This window comes from Porphyromonas somerae, assembly GCF_022845615.1.
GTDB classification, from domain to species: Bacteria; Bacteroidota; Bacteroidia; order Bacteroidales; family Porphyromonadaceae; genus Porphyromonas_A; species Porphyromonas_A somerae.
In genome coordinates this window covers 323494-342391 of the sequence record NZ_AP025559.1, presented here as the reverse complement: position 1 = coordinate 342391, position 18898 = coordinate 323494, and the positions used below count along the sequence as shown (strand labels likewise).

The window sequence follows — 18898 nt, the reverse complement described above, 5'->3', positions numbered from 1 at the left end:
ACACGCTACTATTATGTAGCGTGTACAGATTGTTTTCCTTCCTCTTTTATGGTATTAATATTGACTTATAATTTTTACGAACAAGGAACTGACCCTGTAACAGAATGGTTGGAGTATTTTAAGCATCCTTACGTCAAAGTATGTTTAAAAGATTTTATTAACGAAACTAATACTTTATCAATTGATAGTACGACAAAGGAGGTGCTTTATAATTCTCTAAATCTTACAAAAGAAATTGGCTCTATCTTTTATAGGAGATTTAAGGTGAATTTTGATTTTCGTCTTTCATATAATTTGGGAGAAATAAATAGACGCCTTAATGCTGAAACAAATAGTGAACTAGCACATTTATCAGAATTGTTCTTTTATTTACTGAAAGACAAGAATTGGCTACCAAAGCCATCAGTTTTAGAAGTCAATAAGGAAATTGTTCTTTCTATTGCAAAGTCGTGCGGATTATATACTCCAAGAACTTTGATTTCAACATCGAAAGACGATTTATTAAAATTTTACGCAAAATTTCCTATAATCTATAAGCCATTAAACGGTTTTTCTTATTATACGATTGGAGAACAAACGTATTCTTCCTATGTAACAGAAATCAATCAAAAAGTGTTAACTTCTCTTCCCAATAGATTTTTTCCTAGTTTATTTCAAGAACGGATAAAATCGGAATATGAAATTCGAACATTTTATTTGGATGGTGAATTTTATTCTTCCGCAATTGTCCCCCAAAAGAAGGGTAGGAAGAGAACCGTAGATGTAAAACAAAATTATCAATCTTCTAGATGGGTACCTTATAATTTCCCAGATGAATTCAAGGAAAAAATCCGAAAATTAATGAATACTCTTAACCTTAACACAGGCTCTATAGATGTTTTAAAAGGAATAGATGGAAAATATTATTTTCTCGAAGTGAATCCTGTTGGACAATATTTGTCTCCTTCAATTTCTTGTGGTTATTGTGTTGAAAAAAATATTGCAGAATGGCTGATAAAAAAAGACATAACTTTGAACAATTAATATATAATAAGGATCTTAAAAAAGTTCCATTGGTTTTTAGATTTCTTGAAGTAAAGAAAACAGATGAAATTGGAGAACTTTATATGCATGTTAAATTTAGTTCTTCTATTCAACTTCAAACCAAGAGTTTAAACAATTATTTGGATTCTGTACCAATGTCAAACATATTAATAGAAGATTCCGATTGCAATGAAAGGGTTAAATAGTAAATTCTATAATAAGTATTTCTGTTTATTTGGAGATTGTTACCCAGTCTCTGATTCTAAAAGATGCGCTGTCTATTTACTAAATAGCAACAGAATAGAAATACTACCATTAGATGCATTTGAGCTACTTCATTTATTGAAAAATGATACCATAGGTTCAGTAGCTTCGAATTATCATAATTCGGAGGTTATATATAATTGGGTTGCATATTTTCTAAAAATAGGAATTGGCTTTTTAACATCTGACATCTCAGGTTTTTGTTACCCTAAAATCTTGCCCCAATTTTCACCTTCGCATATAAAACGATTACAGTTGGAGTATTCATCTACTTCAAATTATAATTTATCTGAAGTTGCTAAGGCAATAGAAGAATTACATTGTAAACATGCAGAGATAAGATTTTTGGGAAATGATATTACAAATGAATTTGTTTCATTTTTTTTGAATTTTTTTCGAGTGTCGTGTCTGAGGTCTATTATCCTATATATTGATGGAAAGCATTTTCGTGTTAAAGATGCTACACAAATTACTGAAACTAATAAAAAGGTAAATAAAATAATTATTTGTAATACTCGGGAATTATCTTTTGCGGATGATGTTCTAACAACTCAAGGAACACTTCAATATTTTTCACAGAAGAAATGGCCGATTGATAGATTAATCATTAATCGAGCTATGTTTGCTGAGGCTTTTCATTATAATACCTTTTATAATAATAAAATGGCAATAGACAAAATTGGATTCATCCGAAATGATTTGTATTTACCTGAAACATATGGAAAATTTGACAAATGTATTGATATTTGTCAAATTGTTCATAGTTCTAGTTTTCGCCGTTTTTGGAAAATATCTCCAGATCAAATAGAAGAACTTAAAGACAATGCTCTTAGATATGCAATATATCCTGCAAGAGAAATCATTATGTCTGAGGAAAAGTTTCACATTAAAATTTAATTTATGATGCGGAAAACCAAGTTCGTCAATATCAAGCAACGCGATGCTATGGATTGTGGTCCTTCATGCTTAGCAATAGTGGTCAACTATTATAGACGACAGGTTGATAGGGATGGATTACGGAAGATTTGTTCCTTAGGCAAAGACGGGGTCTCTCTTCTTGGTATCAGCAAAGCCGCTGAAACCATCGGCTTCAAAACTATTGGAGGACGTTTGAGTTTCAATACCCTCGCCCATGAAATTCCTCTACCTTGCGTCGTCCATTGGAATCAGAATCATTTTGTTGTTGTTTATAAGATAAAAAATCACAATAAAGGAAAATATACCATATATGTGGCAGATCCGGGCAAAGGACATGTTACCTATACCAAAGAGGAGTTTTGCGAACATTGGATAAGCACCAAGACCAATGGCGAGGAGAAAGGTATTGCTCTTCTCCTCGAACCAACAGAACAATTCTATGCTCAAAACGATACGGAAGCAGTGCCGACTCAAAGCCGAGTGAAATTTCTCTGGAGCTATCTCAAGAAATACAAGCGTTTCTTTACACAACTCATTCTCGGCTTGTTGCTCGGCTCACTCCTGCAACTTGTCTTTCCATTCCTCACCCAAGCTATTGTAGATACAGGTATCGGGGGAAAGGACATCGGGTTTGTGTGGTTGGTGCTGCTGGCAGAAATGATGCTCCTTTTCAGTCGTACCGCCATCGAGTTTATCCGCTCAAAGATACTCCTGCACATCTCCACACGCATCAACATCTCGCTCATATCGGATTTCTTCATCAAACTGATGAAACTGCCGATGAAGTTTTTCGACACCAAACTGATGGGCGACCTCCTGCAACGCATTGAAGACCATCGACGAGTGGAACAGTTCCTCACATCAAGCAGCCTGAATCTGCTGTTCTCGTTCTTCACCTTCCTTGTCTTTGGTGTCGTCCTTGCTGTCTATAATCTTGGCATTTTCCTTGTCTTCCTCTTGGGGACATCGCTTTATGCAGGTTGGATTATTCTCTTCCTCAAAAAGCGCAGGCAGTTGGACTACAAGTATTTTGAGCAGGCAGGACGCAACCGCAACGTCACCTACCAACTTTTAGGCGGTATGCAGGAAATCAAGCTGCAGGGGTGCGAGCAGCACAAGCGTTGGGAATGGGAGGACGTGCAAGCCGACCTGTTCAAGGTCAATCTGCAATCCCTCAATCTGCAACAAGTACAGCAGGCAGGAAGCATCACCATCAACGAGGTGAAGAACATCCTCATTACCGTTCTTGCCGCCACTGCCGTGATACACGGAAACATGACGCTCGGTATGATGCTGGCGGTGCAGTACATCATCGGACAGCTCAACAGTCCTGTGGAACAACTCATCCAGTTTATCTACTCATGGCAGGACGTAAGCATCAGCCTTGACCGCATGAACGAAATACATACCGAAACCAACGAAGAAAATGCTGATAGGACACAAAATGCCTATACGGACGAAACAGCCGAGGGACATTCCCTCACGATAAAAGACCTATCCTTTAAATACGACATCTACAGTCCGAAAGATATTCTCTCCGACATCAATCTCTACATACCCAACGGCAAAGTAACCGCAATCGTGGGAGCGAGCGGAAGTGGAAAGACCACGCTTGTAAAACTCCTTCTGGGATTTTATGAACCCCTGAATGGAAGCATTCGGATAGGCAATGCCAATCTGAGCGAATACAATCTCGGTTGGTGGCGGAGTCAATGCGGAGCGGTGATGCAGGAGGGCTATCTCTTCTCCGATACCATTGCGAGAAACATTGCCATTTCGGACGACGAACCCGATATCGAGCGTATCCGCCATGCTGCCCGTGTGGCAAACATAGCCGACTATATAGAAGCCCTGCCATTGGCTTACAACACGATGATAGGACAGGACGGGCAGGGCATCAGTCAGGGACAACGGCAACGCATCCTTATTGCAAGGGTAATCTATAAGAACCCGATGTTCGTATTTTTGGACGAAGCCACCAACGCCCTCGATGCCAACAACGAGCGAGCCATTACCGAAAACCTCTCGGATTTCTACAAAGGGAAAACGGTTATCGTGGTGGCACATCGCCTTTCCACTGTCCGCAATGCCGACCAGATAGTAGTGCTTGACGAAGGCAAAATCGCAGAAGTGGGTACACACGAAGAACTGACCGCCAAACGTGGCAAATACTTTGCCTTAGTGAAGAATCAATTAGAATTGGGCAACTGATATGGACAAACAAGCAAAGAAACAGGAACGGAGTTTTGAGCTTCGCAGCGAGAAAGTACGCAGCATCGTGGGACAGATACCCTCCTCGCTTGTCCGATACGGCATCACCGCCATTGGGGCTGTGTTGCTTTGTCTGTTAGCCATAGCCTATTTCCTGCCCTATAAGCAGGTGTATTCAGGAACGGCTACCATACACAGAGTAACAACCGCAACACCGGCGGACAGTACGGATATAACCATCTTATTGAAGTTCGAGAATAAGCGTCCTGAAGATACGAAGGGACAAATGATTTATCTACAATCTCCCTACAGAACATTTGCAGGACAGATACAAGACCTTTCTTCCGTCCGTGACACATTGGAGCGTCAGAAAGCCCTATGCCGTTTCAAGTCAGCCGACATAAAAACTGTGGAAAACCAAACGGTGGATTTCCAGATAACTCGAACATCGGGCAATCTGCTACAAAAAATGCTTGGGGACATATAATTCCATCGCACATTCCTTATCTCTCTCGATAGTCAATGGTTAAACTCACTGCTTTTTCTTGCAAGGCAGTGAGTTCTTGTGTCAAACCGATAAGCTCCCGCAACAATGCCTGTATGCTTTTCTCTGCCGTATAAAGGCGCATCAGTCGCACCACCTGATTGTAGTTCACTCCAATCTTATGTACTTGGGCTGTGAGTTCAGAGAGCTTGCGGTGGTACTCCACGGCGGACTTGTCCACCGTTATCACCTTGAAATGCTCACCCAAAAGCCTTGCACGCACAAACTCTGACTTGGATTTTGAACCAGACCTGTGATAGAGCTCTATCACCCGAAGTTGCTCTTTCGGGTCGGGCAGGCGGACGTGCCAATCGTCCCACTTGTCGGGCATATCACCATACTTTTTCGCTACCCTTTTCCTTGATTTATCGCTTGCCATATTCTCTTGTTTTTGTTCTTCTAATCACGACTTTGGAGTGATTTAATCCCCTTTCGGGGCAAGGGTCTTTGTGGTACAAACGGCAGTTTGTGTCACAAAAACACACCTTGCCAGTATAAAGAAAGAGATAGTTTGTTATGTTCCATAAAGTAACCTTTCTGGGGTGCGAGAGTTCAAAGTTCAAGAAGTAAGTCAAGAGATAAGTTTAGACTAATCTCTTGACTTACTGACTTTATGAGCTGACATATTTTTGACTAAAGTTAATTTTACCTTAGGTCGAAACTAATTTCTTGACCAAAGTCACAATTGACCATTTGACTTAAGTCGCGACTGATTTCTTAACTTAACTCATAACTTACCTGTTTGCGGTATTGGATTATAATGCCTTTCAAGCATTGTCTGTATGTCGCTCTGCTTGTATAGTATCTTCCCTCCGATTTTGTAGAAAGGAAGCGTTCCTAAGTTTCTGTACTCTTGGAGCGTGCGTGTGCTGAGCCGTAATTGGCTGCAAACCTCCTCGCCTGTTAGGTAAACCTCTCCGCCTAACATTGGACGGGCTGTAGAACAATAACGCTTCAGTTTCTTCAATATTCCCTCCATCAACTGTGCAAACATCTGCATTTGAGGGTCTTGCTGTGTAATGATTTCTTTCTCTTCCATAGTTCATTCTGTGTTTGATTTCATTAATTGTTTGCATTCAGTAACTCTGCGATGTCGCTCTCCTTATAATAGCATTTATGCCCAATGATGGAGAAGGGGATTTTACCCGTATCGCGATAGGATTGCAGGGTGCGTTTGCTGATGCCGAGCCTGCGGCATACGGCTTCATTGTCGAGCCATTCGTCCGTTTCGGGCGGATTGCCGATAAGCTGTTCAATACTGTGGATAAAGTCTGCAAATTCGGAGCAGTGCCGCTCCCACGCTTTGCGGTCGATGATAATGAGTTTCATTGCCTTGATTTTGTTTTGATTACTTTATTGTTACTCGGCAAACAAACTGTTATGCAGTCCATTGCCGTACTTATCGAGTGCAAAAGTAAACCCTCGGAAGCACCGCTGCAAGAAATGAGGATAAGCAGGGAAATAGAGAGAAAACAAGAGAAAAGACCAAAGGAGATCCATTTGTGTTATTGCGGTAATGAGATGAGGTGCCGGCTCTTTCCTTTTATTATTTTGTTGTTTTATCGATAATTCGATAGTTCGACAAATCGAGATGTCGAAGTGTCGATAGATAGTTTTATCGATAGATTATTTTGACGATATATAGTTTTGACGATATATAGTTTTGACAACAGATAGTCATGACAACAGATAGTCATGACAACAGATAGTCATGACAATAAATTGTACAAACAACAGATAGTCCGTGTTATAGTCAGTCCTATCTATTGTTGGCTGTTACGCCTTGCGTCCAAAGAGCCTGAGTATGCCGTATTCTTGTCGTGCCTATACTCTCTACGGCAGCCCAGCCCTGCAAGGTTGGGAGAGATGAATACGACCGCACGAATATTGAAAATGGCAATACCAACTTGAAAAGAAAAATCCTGCGGTGGAGATTCTTCTCTCCATCCGCAGGACTTGACCTTGTCAGGGCAGATTGGCTGCCGTTGTACCTTTGCACGATAAGAAACGGCATCAGGGACTTTGCGTGTGCCTTTGCTTACAACGCCTTTGGGCTTACCCCTCCGTCTGACCGATTATTGGCAAATGATTGCTCTTGGTAAGCAGCACTATCGTGCCTGTGAGTTCGGTGTAAAGACGGTCGTATTGCTCGTCAGAAGCAAATGTGTCCGTCAAACCGAACTTGTCGAATGTGGCTTGAATAGCCTTATTCGACAACAATATAGGTACGAGTTTCTCTGGGAGAGGTGCAGGCAGTTCCCTTTCAAACTCATTCTCAAACACGGATACAAGCGTATCATACTTGGAAAAGTGCAAGCCTTGATACAAAACCTCGCTTGCCATGCTTTCCGCTTCGGGGTGCGTGAAACCTTGTGTCACGGCATCGCAGTAAGCTGTGAGAGCCATATCTGCCCGTGCAGTGATAAACTCCTTATCTTTCAATCTCTCAGGGTGATGCTCACTCATGTAACTTCTTAATTTCAATCGAAAGTAAGAAAGTTCCTGTTTGTTGTTCTTTTTCATAATCATTTGGTTTTCAATCGTGAATAATAAATGTTTGGTAATTACTTCCTTTTTATGCGTGTTGCAGTGGCACGTTCTGCCGTGCTATCGACTCACAATAACCTTCAAATACAGTATGCTCCCTGTCTGTGAGTGCAGTCATATCCTCCTGTATCTTGTGGTCGGTTATCTTTCCGTAGATTTGTGTCGTACCTATATTGCTGTGTCCGAGTATCTTGCTGAGCGTTTCCATCGAAATACCATTGGATAGGCATATCGTGGTTGAGAATGTGTGGCGAGCCATGTGAAAGGTCAAGCCCTTATCTATCCGGCATATCTGCCCGATGTTCACACACGCAAAGGATGCTTTCCTTATTGTGAGATTGGGAAATATCAAGTCGTCCGCTTTCTTGTCCTTGATATAGAGCGAAAGGATTTGTTTGGCAATAGGCAGGAGCGGAATAATCGCCTCTACATCCGTTTTCTGCCTTTTGATGCGTATTTCCTCCGTGCCGTCAGCATTATGGGTGATATGCTTCGGTTTGAGCCGTTGCATATCCACACGAGCCAAACCGGTGAAGGCGCAGAAAATGAAGAGTTGCCTTGCTCGCTCGAACTGTTTGTCAATGATGGGCGTTTGCAATACTCGTTGCAGCTCCTCCGTAGTGAGATAACGCCTTGTGCGGTGTGGAAGTTCTGCTTTGTAGTCTGCAAACGGATCAATGCGGATATACTTCTTCTGCTGACCTATGCCGATGAGTTTTCTAAGGAAGATGACCACTACCTGAATAGTGGCAAGAGAGAGGTTGCGTTCTGATTTGAGATAGAAGTCCATTCCCTCAATAAAGCCATAGTCCAACAGGGAGTAGCGAATATCCTCCAGCCCTAAGCGTTCACGCAGATAAGCCTCTATGAGTTGTGTGGCGTAGATGTAATTAGCAAAGGTAGGCTTGGCAATCGTCAGTCCTACGCATGGACGCTTTTCCTCAATAAATAGTCGGGCTTCCTCCAAAAGAAAGCCTTTGGGATTGTCCTCTTCCATGAGTTCACGTTTCAACAACTCGGCAGTGATATAGCCACGTTGCCAAACTAATTCTTGGTATTTGCCTTTGGCTTGTTCCTCTTTGGTTTGCAAGTAGCGGTTGATTTCCTTTGTTTCTTCACCTGTTCCCTTGCACCGTCCCTTATGGCTGTCCCAAAGTTCAGGAGCAATCTCCTTGCCCGTGCTGTATTGTACTTGTTCTCCGTCTATGGTGATACGCCCCATAATTGGGCAGCTGCCGTTCTTTTTCTCTTTGGAGCGATTGATATAAAAGAGTGTCTTGAATGTACTTCGTGCCATAATGTCAAAGTTTTAAGGTGAATGTATCTTGTATTCGCTGCTGTATCGCTTGCATATCCCGATGGATTCTTTCGGAGGAAACCGCTGCATATACCTGTGTCGTTCTCAGGTTGGTGTGTCCGAGCATACGGCTCACCGTTTCGATAGGAACGCCTGCCGAGAGCGTGATAAGCGAAGCAAAGGTATGGCGAGCCATGTGGAAGGTTAGCGGAGTTTCCATGCCGATGTTTCGTTGTATGTAGTGCATACCATTGAGGACAATGTCGGTGGTCGGCACATCAAAGACAAAGCCCGCCCTTATCCCTCTATAACGATTCATGATAGTCAGCGCAGGGGGAAGCACCTGTACACGATACGGGGTCTTGGTCTTCATGCGTCTGCCCTTGATGCAGAGTTTGCCTTCTTCCAAGACAATGTTTTCCTCTCTCAGATTGCGGACATCGGAGATGGCAAGCCCTGAAAAGCAAGAAAAGACGAACAAATCACGGACAAAACGATAGTTCTCCCATTCAATCTCCAAGTTGATGATGCGCTCAAGTTCTTCCTGCGTAATGCTTCTCGGTTCACCCTTTGGTCGCTCGTAACTGTAGCCCAAGAACGGATAGAAGTCCAGCACACCTTTCTTTACCGCTATGCGGACAATGGTCTGCAAAGTAGACAAGGTACTCGATATGCTGCTGCGTTTCAGTCTGCGTTCGATGGTGAGATAATACTCGAATCCCTCGATAAATGCTTTATCCAACTGTGAAAGGGGTATATCGCTTACTTTATGCTTTTTCTGCACATACTCACGGAGCAGGGAGAGCTGGTAGGTACGAAGTTTGAACGTCTTCAAGGCTCGGTCGATGCCTATGCGCTCCTTTGTCTGTGTGAGATACTCCCCGAAACTCTCCAAGAGCAGGGTTTGGCGGTGGATTTGCCCCTGATAGGCATCCCTCACGTCTGTGGCTGTAAAGGATTCTTCTCTTTCACTGAGTTCGTGAAAGCGTGTGTGGATAAGTGCAGTGCATTCACCAAGTTTCTGATTGACGGACACAGCCATGCTGCTCTTGCCGATAAGCCTTTGCTTGCGGCTGTCCCAAAGAGCGAGCGGAGTCTTACACTTGGTGGAGAAGCCCGAATGGGTTCTGCCAACGGAGATGCGCCCGATGACAGGCACAAGTCCTTTCTTGTCGGTTCGTTTCGCCTGAACGAAGAACGATACTTTGAGTTTGTTTTCCTTCATTTTTTTCTGTCGTTTTTTCAAAATTTCCTTTGCTTGCAAAGGTACAGATGAACAAGTATTCCTGAGCGATGCAGAAAAATGAAAGATGAAGAATAAAAACCTATGATACAGTTGTTTACCTTCAATTCGTAACCCCTTTTTGCTTTTTCCTTGATGGGTTACGATTTGGTAACGGAACTCCTGCCGTTTGATGCTTCCTTTCGCCTAACTCGATAATGGCATAAAAATGCTAAATGATGATATTTCAAATAGTTACATTCCTTGCTTTTCCCTCTGTTTCCCTTGATTCTTAACAACTGATTATGCCCGGAAAATGGCACTCGACATGCGCATGATAGACCCGAATTATGAAGACCATCCCGACAACAAGGCGAGCCACTGTGCCAAGATGATCGCGGAATATTACCAAAAATACGACGCGCAAAAGGGAACGCAGTTCGTTTTCTCGGACTTGGGGACATATCAGCCGGGCGATGGGTGGAACGTCTATTCGGAAATCAAGCGCAAGCTGACGGAGGACTACGGCATACCGCCAAGCGAGGTGCGCTTCATTCAGGAGTGCAAGACCGACAAGGCGCGGAAGGCGGTGATAGACGCCATGAATGCCGGAACGGTGCGTGTGCTGTTCGGCTCCACCTCCATGCTCGGAACGGGTGTGAATGCGCAGAAAAGGTGTGTGGCAATCCATCATTTGGACACACCGTGGCGGCCATCCGACCTGCAACAGCGTGACGGACGCGGAGTTAGGGCAGGAAATGAGATTGCCAAGCATTTCGCCGGGAACAACGTGGATGTAATCATCTACGCGGTGGAGAAGTCACTGGACAGCTACAAGTTCAACCTCCTGCACTGCAAGCAAACTTTCATCTCGCAGCTCAAAAGCGGTGCTATGGGGGCGCGTACCATCGACGAGGGGGCAATGGACGAGAAATCGGGCATGAACTTCTCGGAGTACATGGCGTTGTTATCCGGCAACACCGACCTTTTGGATAAGGCGAAACTGGAGAAGCGGATCGCATCGCTCGAAGGGGAACGCAAGTCGTTCAACAAGGGCAAGCGTGATTCGGAGTTCAAGCTGGAGTCAAAGACCGGCGAGTTGCGCAACAACACGGCTTTCATAGATGCCATGACGGAGGACTGGAACCGCTTCCTGTCGGTGGTGCAGACCGACAAGGAGGGCAACCGCCTTAATATAATTAAGGTGGACGGTGTGGATTCCGCCGATGAGAAGGTTATCGGAAAGCGTTTGCAGGAGATAGCGAAAAACGCCACTACGGGCGGGCTTTACACGCAGGTCGGAGAGCTTTACGGTTTTCCGATAAAGGTGGTGAGCGAAAGGATACTCAAAGAGGGATTGGAGTTTACCGACAACCGTTTCGTGATAGAGGGAAACTACAAGTACACCTACAACAACGGGCATCTGGCGCTGGCTGACCCGTTGGCTGCCGCCCGCAATTTCCTCAACGCGATTGAGAGGATACCCTCAATCATCGACCAGTATAAGGCGAAGAACGAGGTACTGAAAAGGGAGATACCGCAGTTGCAGGAGATAGCTGGCAAGGTGTGGAAGAAGGAGGACGAGTTGAAGCAGTTGAAGTCCGAACTTGCCGCCCTTGACCGCAAGATACAGCTGGAGCTTGCGCCGCCCACGCCCGAAGTCGCCGAAAAGGAGAACGAGGGGCAACAGGTCAAACCGGAAGCGGAAGATGTGCGGAACAGGCAGGTGCAATATCCCGAAAATGCACCGCCGCAGATACGCAGTCCGGCGGATAGTATCGTTGCCAACCATGTCATAATCGGGCGTCCAGGACTGTATGCCAAGGAGGAAACCCGGTCCAAAGGATTGAAAATATAACCTTAGGAATTTTATCTGAAGTATTAATAAGGGCTATCCCAAAAGGTCTAAAAGTAAATTTTATCCTTTCTGCAAGTATCTGTAGGATGGCAACTGCATTTTTTTCTTTTTGGGCAGCCCTTATTAAAATTTATTCTTATTTTAGGTTATATACATTCATGTTCATTTATGTAAAAAATCCTGCTGACCTTGTTTATGTCTTGTCAGTCACCATTTGCAAAACCATATTTGACCCTCAAAGAGGCTGAATTTGATAAGCAACTTGCTACATACTCATAATAAGGAGCTAAATAGAACACGAATGGGAAATACTCAAATGCCAAACTAAAGAAGATATTGGCCAAAATAAACGTTATACCGAGAGAGAAACTTGATTTTTCAACTTCCTAAAACGGTGTTGTTCAAACATTTCTACTTATTTGTACTTGCCAGTTGAACCTACGCTTCCCTAATAAAATGTCTATGGTAAAAAGTTAAAAAATCCTCCCACTTTTGTTAGATATATTTTTTTGTGTAATTTTGTAATCGTTATGCGGCAGTAATAATATACATATTAATACGAGTTAGTAATCCTGTAGTTCTCACATGCTACGAGGAGGTATTAAAAGGTGCATTTCGACAATGCATCTATTGTAGTATATTATTGCTTAATCCAAATGAATATTATAAATTTAGGAATTCTTGCTCACATTGATGCAGGAAAAACTTCCGTAACCGAGAATCTGCTGTTTGCCAGTGGAGCAACGGAAAAGTGCGGCCGTGTGGATAATGGTGACACCATAACAGACTCTATGGATATAGAGAAACGTAGAGGAATTACTGTTCGGGCTTCTACGACATCTATTATCAGGAATGGTGTGAAATGCAATATCATTGACACTCCGGGACACATGGATTTTATTGCGGAAGTGGAGCGGACATTCAAAATGCTTGATGGAGCAGTCCTCATCTTATCCGCAAAGGAAGGCATACAAGCGCAAACAAAGTTGCTGTTCAATACTTTACAAAAACTGCAAATCCCGACAATTATATTTATCAATAAAATTGACCGTGACGGTGTGAATTTAGAGCGTTTGTATCTGGATATAAAAACAAATCTGTCTCAAGATGTCCTGTTTATGCAAACTATTGTCGATGGATTGGTTTATCCGATTTGCTCCCAAACATATATAAAGGAAGAATACAAAGAATTTGTATGCAACCATGACGACAATATATTAGAACGATATTTGGCGGATAGCGAAATTTCACCGGCTGATTATTGGAATACGATAATCGATCTTGTGGCAAAAGCCAAAGTCTATCCGGTACTACATGGATCAGCAATGTTCAATATCGGTATCAATGAGTTGTTGGACGCCATCTCTTCTTTTATACTTCCTCCAGAATCAGTCTCAAACAGACTTTCAGCTTATCTCTATAAGATAGAGCATGACCCCAAAGGACATAAAAGAAGTTTTCTAAAAATAATTGACGGAAGTCTGAGACTTCGAGACATTGTAAGAATCAACGATTCGGAAAAATTCATCAAGATTAAAAATCTAAAGACTATTTATCAGGGCAGAGAGATAAATGTTGATGAAGTGGGGGCCAATGATATCGCGATTGTAGAAGATATGGAAGATTTTCGAATCGGAGATTATTTAGGTGCTAAACCTTGTTTGATTCAAGGGTTATCTCGTCAGCATCCCGCTCTCAAATCCTCCGTCCGGCCAGACAGGCCCGAAGAGAGAAGCAAGGTGATATCCGCTCTGAATACATTGTGGATTGAAGACCCGTCTTTGTCCTTTTCCATAAACTCATATAGTGATGAATTGGAAATCTCGTTATATGGTTTGACACAAAAGGAAATCATACAGACATTGCTGGAAGAACGATTTTCCGTCAAGGTCCATTTTGATGAGATCAAGACTATCTACAAAGAACGACCTATAAAAAAGGTGAATAAGATTATTCAGATCGAAGTGCCGCCCAACCCTTATTGGGCCACAATAGGGCTGACTATTGAACCCTTACCGTTAGGGACAGGGTTGCAAATCGAAAGTGACATCTCCTATGGTTATCTGAACCATTCTTTTCAAAATGCCGTTTTTGAAGGGATTCGTATGTCTTGCCAATCTGGTTTACATGGATGGGAAGTGACTGATCTGAAAGTAACTTTTACTCAAGCCGAGTATTATAGCCCGGTAAGTACACCTGCTGATTTCAGACAGCTGACCCCTTATGTCTTCAGGCTGGCCTTGCAACAGTCAGGTGTGGACATCCTCGAACCGATGCTCTATTTTGAGTTGCAGATACCCCAATCGGCAAGTTCCAAAGCTATTACAGATTTGCAAAAAATGATGTCTGAGATTGAAGACATCAGTTGCAATAATGAGTGGTGTCATATTAAAGGGAAAGTTCCATTAAATACAAGTAAAGACTACGCCTCAGAAGTAAGTTCATACACTAAGGGCTTAGGCGTTTTTATGGTTAAGCCATGCGGGTATCAAATAACAAAAGGCGATTATTCTGATAATATCCGTATGAACGAAAAAGATAAACTTTTATTCATGTTTCAAAAATCAATGTCATCAAAATAATGGAGCGGTCAGGAAATTTCTATAAGGCAATACGGTTGGGATATATACTTATCTCCATTCTTATCGGATGTATGGCATATAATAGCCTCTATGAATGGCAGGAGATAGAAGCATTAGAACTTGGCAATAAAAAAATAGACGAGCTCCGAAAAGAAATAAACAATATCAATATTCAAATGATAAAATTTTCTCTATTGGGTGAAACAATACTGGAATGGAACGATAAAGATATCGAGCATTACCATGCACGGCGTATGGCAATGGACAGTATGCTCTGCCGTTTCAAGGCCACCTATCCAGCAGAGCGCATCGATAGTGTGCGCAGTCTTTTAGAGGATAAGGAACGACAGATGTTCCAGATAGTCCGGTTAATGGATGAACAACAATCTATTAACAAGAAGATAGCCAATCAAATTCCGGTTATTGTGCAGAAAAGTGTGCAGGAACAGTCCAAAAAGCCAAAACGAAAAGGTTTCTTGAGCATCTTCGGCAAAAAAGAGGGAACGAAGCCAACGACAACAACGACTACGCTCCGTTCATCCAATAGAAACATGGTCAACGAACAGAAAGCGCAGAGCCGTCGATTGTCAGAACAAGCCGATAGTCTTGCTGCCCGTAATGCAGAACTTAACAGACAACTGCAAGGATTGATTTGCCAAATCGAAAAGAAGGTACAATCTGATTTACAAAATAGAGAAAGCGAGATAACAGCCATGCGTAAAAAATCATTTATGCAGATAGGCGGCTTGATGGGATTTGTTCTTTTGCTGTTGGTCATTTCCGATATCATCATACACCGTGATGCAAAGAACATTAAACGATACAAACGCAAGACAACGGATTTGATCGAGCAATTGGAACAGTCCGTGCAACAAAATGAGGTACTCATAACCTCCCGAAAGAAAGCGGTACATACTATTACCCATGAGTTGCGTACACCACTGACGGCAATAACCGGCTATACCGAACTTTTGCGGAAAGAATGCAATAGCGGTAATAATGGGCAATATATCCAAAATATACTGCAATCCTCCGACCGTATGCGGGATATGCTCAACACTTTGCTTGACTTCTTCCGCCTGGACAACGGCAAGGAACAGCCCCGTCTGTCACCCTGCCGGATTTCTGCAATCACGCACACACTTGAAACGGAGTTCATGCCTGTTGCCGTGAACAAAGGGTTGTCCTTGTCCGTGAAGACTGGACACGATGCCATTGTATTGACCGACAAAGAGCGAATAATACAAATCGGGAATAACCTGCTGTCAAACGCTGTCAAGTTCACAGAAGAAGGCGGTGTTTCTTTGATTACTGAATATGACAATGGAGTTCTGACACTGGTCGTTGAAGATACAGGTACAGGCATGACAGAAGAGGAACAGAAACAAGCGTTCGGTGCGTTTGAACGTCTATCAAATGCCGCCGCAAAGGAGGGTTTCGGGCTTGGGCTTGCCATAATGCGTAATATTGTGTCGATGCTTGGCGGAACAATCCGTTTGGACAGCAAGAAAGGGAAAGGCAGTCGTTTCACAGTTGAAATCTCTATGCAGGAAGCTGAAGAACAGCTTGGATATACAAGCAATACACCTGTTTATCATAACAATAAATTCCATGATGTTGTCGCCATTGACAATGATGAGGTATTACTTCTGATGCTGAAAGAGATGTATTCCCAAGAAGGAATACACTGCGACACTTGCACCGATGCTGCGGCACTGATGGAAATGATACGCCAGAAAGAATACAGCCTGTTGCTGACAGACTTGAATATGTCCGGTATAAACGGTTTCGAATTGCTGGAACTATTGCGTTCGTCCAACGTGGGCAATTCACCAACAATCCCGGTGGTTGTGGCAACCGCTTCGGGCAGTTGTAACAAAGGGGAACTATTGGCAAAAGGCTTTGCCGGATGCCTGTTCAAGCCGTTCTCCATATCGGAGTTGATGGAGGTTTCCGACAGGTGTGCCATAAAAGAAACACCGGACGGGAAACCGGATTTTTCAGCCTTGTTGTCCTACGGCAATGAAGCCGTTATGCTGGAAAAGTTGATGACGGAAACCGAAAAGGAGATGCAGACAATACGGGAAGCGGCAACAGAAAAAGACCTGCGAAAGTTAGATTCCCTGACACACCACCTGCGTAGCTCATGGGAGATACTCCGTGCTGACCAACCGTTGAGGGAACTTTACAGATTGCTTCATAGCGATGTAATCCCAGATGAAGAAGTGTTAAGCCATGCCGTGATCGCCGTGTTGAACAAGGGAGCGGAAATAATCCGGTTGGCAGAAGAGGAAAGGAGAAAATACGAAAATGGATAAGACAAAAATAATTGTGGTGGAAGACAACATCGTGTACTGCGAGTTTGTCTGCAACATGCTGTCACGGGAGGGCTACCGTACCGTGAAGGCTTACCACCTGTCAACAGCGAAGAAACATCTGCAACAGGCGACGGATAATGACATCGTGGTTGCCGACCTGCGCCTGCCTGACGGTAACGGCATAGACCTCTTGCGCTGGATGCGAAAGGAGGGAAAGATGCAACCTTTCATTATCATGACAGACTATGCCGAAGTGCATACCGCAGTGGAAAGCATGAAGCTCGGTTCGATAGACTATATCCCCAAACAACTTGTGGAGGATAAACTTGTCCCTCTTCTCCGTTCCATACAGAAAGAACGGCAGGCGGGACAATCCCGTATGCCCGTGTTCGCCCGTGAAGGTTCCGCCTTTCAGAAAATCATGCACCGCATAAGGCTGGTAGCAGCAACCGACATGAGCGTGATGATATTCGGAGAGAACGGCACGGGCAAGGAACATATCGCCCACCACCTGCACGACAAGAGCAAACGTACGGGCAAACCCTTCGTGGCGGTTGACTGCGGTTCACTCTCAAAAGAACTTGCGCCGTCGGCATTCTTCGGACACGTCAAGGGAGCGTTTACAGGTGCGGACAGCACCAAGAAAGGGTATTTCCATGAAGCGGAAGGCGGCACGTTGTTTCTGGACGAGGTGGGAAACCTCGCGTTGGAAACCCAACAGATGTTGCTCCGTGCCATACAAGAGAGGCGGTATCGCCCGGTTGGTGACAAATCGGACAGGAGTTTCAATGTCCGCATCATCGCCGCCACCAACGAGGATTTGGAAGTAGCGGTGAATGAAAAGCGTTTCCGACAGGATTTACTCTACCGCTTGCATGACTTCGTGATAACCGTGCCGCCTTTGCGTGACTGTAAGGAGGACATCATGCCGCTTGCGGAGTTCTTCCGCGAGATAGCCAACAAGGAACTGGAGTGTAATGTGAGCGGTTTCAGTTCCGAAGCCCGAAAAGCGTTACTGACCCACACATGGCCGGGCAACGTGCGGGAACTTCGGCAGAAAGTTATGGGTGCTGTATTGCAGGCGCAGGAAGGTGTTGTCATGAAAGAGCATCTGGAACTTGCCGTGACGAAACCGACCTCTACTGTCAGCTTCGCCTTGCGCAATGACGCGGAGGATAAGGAGCGGATATTGCGTGCGTTGAAACAGGCAAACGGCAACCGGAGTGTCGCCGCCGAACTGCTCGGAATAGGCAGGACAACACTATACAGCAAACTTGAAGAGTATGGACTTAAATATAAATTCAAGCAATCATAGCCTGTAATTCACTGAATTTGGCTATCTTTGCATAACATTTGAGAAAAACGGCGATTGGCAGGAGCTTTTCGCCGCCAACATATAGGATAAGACCGCAAGGCGTTTCAAGCGAAAATCTGGTAAATTGGAACTACGGAGACGATTGCGTGATGCTTATGCTATGCTTACGCATAGCGTGCATTCACGTACTCTCCGTAAAGGCTTTACCAGAGCCATCGCTTGAAGGTAGTGTGAATTGCACGCTACTTTTTTACCCTTGCCTAACGAAAAGAAACGATTATGGGTAAAGTTCAGATTCTCGCTGTACTGACGATGGACGGATGTCTTTCTTCAGAGTTATATGATAAAACACATCAGGATTTGTGCCTTGACCGTTGCGGTCTTGATGAAATCAGGAAGAAAGCCCTTTACCGTGTGACACCGGACTATTCCATTTCAATGCTGCACGAATGGAGAAAAGACGGCACAAACATCCGTTACCTCGCGGAAGCCACACCGGATACGGCAGATTATATAAACGGACTACTGCGTATGCACGCTGTGGATGAAATCATACTATACAACGTTCCTTTCATTTTAGGAAGTGGGCGGCATTTTTTCAAATCGGCTCTGCCAAAGCAACACTGGACGCTTTCCTCTGTGAAAAGCTATCCTAACGGTGTATGCCGAAGTATCTACACCCTTGACAAATAAGCAAGACAGCCAAAATGTACGGCAGTCATACAATTTTGTTTTCGGAAATAGAAGAAATGTTCTGATTATGAACAATTTAATCCCGTATAAATTCATTCCTTTGGAA

Annotated in this window: 16 protein-coding genes and 1 pseudogene; 11 read left to right on the top strand and 6 right to left on the bottom strand. The window is 43.7% G+C overall.

The genetic code is table 11. The features are described from left to right. The first annotated feature begins 48 nt into the window (after positions 1-48). Genes gwsG through MWL85_RS01420 form a run of 5 tightly spaced genes read left to right on the top strand, consistent with a single transcriptional unit; the run spans position 49 to position 4903 of the window. Positions 49-1023: a grasp-with-spasm system ATP-grasp peptide maturase gene (gene gwsG, locus MWL85_RS01440; protein WP_025877539.1), complete on the top strand. Its 975-nt coding sequence runs from the start codon at positions 49-51 to the stop codon at positions 1021-1023. Then, entirely contained in the window at positions 987-1229 is a 243-nt protein-coding gene (locus tag MWL85_RS01435; protein ID WP_004362754.1) for a hypothetical protein, read from the top strand. Before gwsG ends, MWL85_RS01435 begins: the two co-directional genes overlap by 37 nt. Next, positions 1213-2184, top strand: a complete 972-nt coding sequence (locus MWL85_RS01430; protein WP_025877542.1) for a hypothetical protein — start codon at positions 1213-1215, stop codon at positions 2182-2184. The genes MWL85_RS01435 and MWL85_RS01430 overlap by 17 nt, the downstream gene beginning before the upstream one ends. 6 nt (positions 2185-2190) lie before the next feature. Further along, positions 2191-4416 (top strand): peptidase domain-containing ABC transporter, encoded by a 2226-nt coding sequence (locus MWL85_RS01425; RefSeq protein ID WP_116617423.1) that lies wholly within the window; start codon positions 2191-2193, stop codon positions 4414-4416. Between the two features lies 1 nt (position 4417). Continuing rightward, positions 4418-4903: a hypothetical protein gene (locus MWL85_RS01420; RefSeq protein WP_028901967.1), complete on the top strand. Its 486-nt coding sequence runs from the start codon at positions 4418-4420 to the stop codon at positions 4901-4903. A gap of 16 nt (positions 4904-4919) precedes the next feature. Here MWL85_RS01420 and MWL85_RS01415 read toward each other — a convergent pair whose 3' ends face one another. The 3 genes from MWL85_RS01415 to MWL85_RS01405 all read right to left on the bottom strand — a co-directional run bounded on the left by MWL85_RS01415 (position 4920) and on the right by MWL85_RS01405 (position 6274). Then, complete coding sequence (locus MWL85_RS01415) at positions 4920-5339, bottom strand: plasmid mobilization protein (RefSeq protein WP_116617421.1); 420 nt, start codon at positions 5337-5339, stop codon at positions 4920-4922. A 348-nt stretch (positions 5340-5687) separates the two neighbouring features. After that, positions 5688-5999, bottom strand: a complete 312-nt coding sequence (locus MWL85_RS01410) for a helix-turn-helix domain-containing protein (RefSeq protein ID WP_004355529.1) — start codon at positions 5997-5999, stop codon at positions 5688-5690. A 23-nt stretch (positions 6000-6022) separates the two neighbouring features. Then, complete coding sequence (locus tag MWL85_RS01405; RefSeq protein WP_232724653.1) at positions 6023-6274, bottom strand: helix-turn-helix domain-containing protein; 252 nt, start codon at positions 6272-6274, stop codon at positions 6023-6025. On the opposite strand from MWL85_RS01405, the gene MWL85_RS01400 reads away from it, so the two are divergent. Beyond that, positions 6167-6529, top strand: coding sequence for a hypothetical protein (locus MWL85_RS01400; RefSeq protein ID WP_232724652.1), 363 nt, complete (start codon positions 6167-6169; stop codon positions 6527-6529). The two genes, MWL85_RS01405 and MWL85_RS01400, sit on opposite strands and share 108 nt — an antisense overlap. Positions 6530-7015: 486 nt before the next feature. On the opposite strand, the gene MWL85_RS01395 is transcribed toward MWL85_RS01400, so the two are convergent. From MWL85_RS01395 to MWL85_RS01385, 3 genes are read right to left on the bottom strand one after another with little or no spacing between them, the layout of a single operon-like run. Then, positions 7016-7483, bottom strand: a complete 468-nt coding sequence (locus MWL85_RS01395; protein ID WP_130829998.1) for a DUF1896 domain-containing protein — start codon at positions 7481-7483, stop codon at positions 7016-7018. 52 nt (positions 7484-7535) lie between these two features. Next, positions 7536-8804, bottom strand: coding sequence for a site-specific integrase (locus MWL85_RS01390; protein ID WP_004348459.1), 1269 nt, complete (start codon positions 8802-8804; stop codon positions 7536-7538). Between the two features lie 4 nt (positions 8805-8808). After that, positions 8809-10029 carry a site-specific integrase gene (locus MWL85_RS01385; RefSeq protein WP_025064855.1) on the bottom strand — a complete coding sequence of 407 codons (1221 nt, stop codon included), beginning with the start codon at positions 10027-10029 and terminating at the stop codon, positions 8809-8811. Between the two features lie 289 nt (positions 10030-10318). Between MWL85_RS01385 and MWL85_RS01380 the strand changes: the two are divergent. From MWL85_RS01380 to MWL85_RS01360, 5 genes and pseudogenes are all read left to right on the top strand, one after another. Further along, a pseudogene (locus MWL85_RS01380) lies at positions 10319-11884 on the top strand (helicase-related protein); the annotation flags it as partial. A 656-nt stretch (positions 11885-12540) separates the two neighbouring features. Next, positions 12541-14466 carry a tetracycline resistance ribosomal protection protein Tet(Q) gene (tet(Q), locus tag MWL85_RS01375; protein ID WP_004371707.1) on the top strand — a complete coding sequence of 642 codons (1926 nt, stop codon included), beginning with the start codon at positions 12541-12543 and terminating at the stop codon, positions 14464-14466. Next, complete coding sequence (locus tag MWL85_RS01370) at positions 14466-16784, top strand: hybrid sensor histidine kinase/response regulator (RefSeq protein WP_004371708.1); 2319 nt, start codon at positions 14466-14468, stop codon at positions 16782-16784. The genes tet(Q) and MWL85_RS01370 overlap by 1 nt, the downstream gene beginning before the upstream one ends. Continuing rightward, entirely contained in the window at positions 16777-18099 is a 1323-nt protein-coding gene (locus MWL85_RS01365) for a sigma-54-dependent transcriptional regulator (protein ID WP_004371709.1), read from the top strand. Before MWL85_RS01370 ends, MWL85_RS01365 begins: the two co-directional genes overlap by 8 nt. A gap of 279 nt (positions 18100-18378) precedes the next feature. Further along, the gene (locus tag MWL85_RS01360; protein ID WP_004371710.1) at positions 18379-18792 is read left to right on the top strand and encodes a dihydrofolate reductase family protein; all 414 of its coding nucleotides are present in this window, start codon (positions 18379-18381) and stop codon (positions 18790-18792) included. Positions 18793-18898 lie beyond the last annotated feature (106 nt).

Coding starts and splice junctions, on each gene's coding strand:
- gwsG (WP_025877539.1), top strand. CDS start 49: ATGGTATTAATATTGACTTATAATTTTTACGAACAAGGAACTGACCCT.
- MWL85_RS01435 (WP_004362754.1), top strand. CDS start 987: ATGGCTGATAAAAAAAGACATAACTTTGAACAATTAATATATAATAAG.
- MWL85_RS01430 (WP_025877542.1), top strand. CDS start 1,213: ATGAAAGGGTTAAATAGTAAATTCTATAATAAGTATTTCTGTTTATTT.
- MWL85_RS01425 (WP_116617423.1), top strand. CDS start 2,191: ATGCGGAAAACCAAGTTCGTCAATATCAAGCAACGCGATGCTATGGAT.
- MWL85_RS01420 (WP_028901967.1), top strand. CDS start 4,418: ATGGACAAACAAGCAAAGAAACAGGAACGGAGTTTTGAGCTTCGCAGC.
- MWL85_RS01415 (WP_116617421.1), bottom strand. CDS start 5,339: ATGGCAAGCGATAAATCAAGGAAAAGGGTAGCGAAAAAGTATGGTGAT.
- MWL85_RS01410 (WP_004355529.1), bottom strand. CDS start 5,999: ATGGAAGAGAAAGAAATCATTACACAGCAAGACCCTCAAATGCAGATG.
- MWL85_RS01395 (WP_130829998.1), bottom strand. CDS start 7,483: ATGAAAAAGAACAACAAACAGGAACTTTCTTACTTTCGATTGAAATTA.
- MWL85_RS01390 (WP_004348459.1), bottom strand. CDS start 8,804: ATGGCACGAAGTACATTCAAGACACTCTTTTATATCAATCGCTCCAAA.
- MWL85_RS01385 (WP_025064855.1), bottom strand. CDS start 10,029: ATGAAGGAAAACAAACTCAAAGTATCGTTCTTCGTTCAGGCGAAACGA.
- MWL85_RS01370 (WP_004371708.1), top strand. CDS start 14,466: ATGGAGCGGTCAGGAAATTTCTATAAGGCAATACGGTTGGGATATATA.
- MWL85_RS01365 (WP_004371709.1), top strand. CDS start 16,777: ATGGATAAGACAAAAATAATTGTGGTGGAAGACAACATCGTGTACTGC.
- MWL85_RS01360 (WP_004371710.1), top strand. CDS start 18,379: ATGGGTAAAGTTCAGATTCTCGCTGTACTGACGATGGACGGATGTCTT.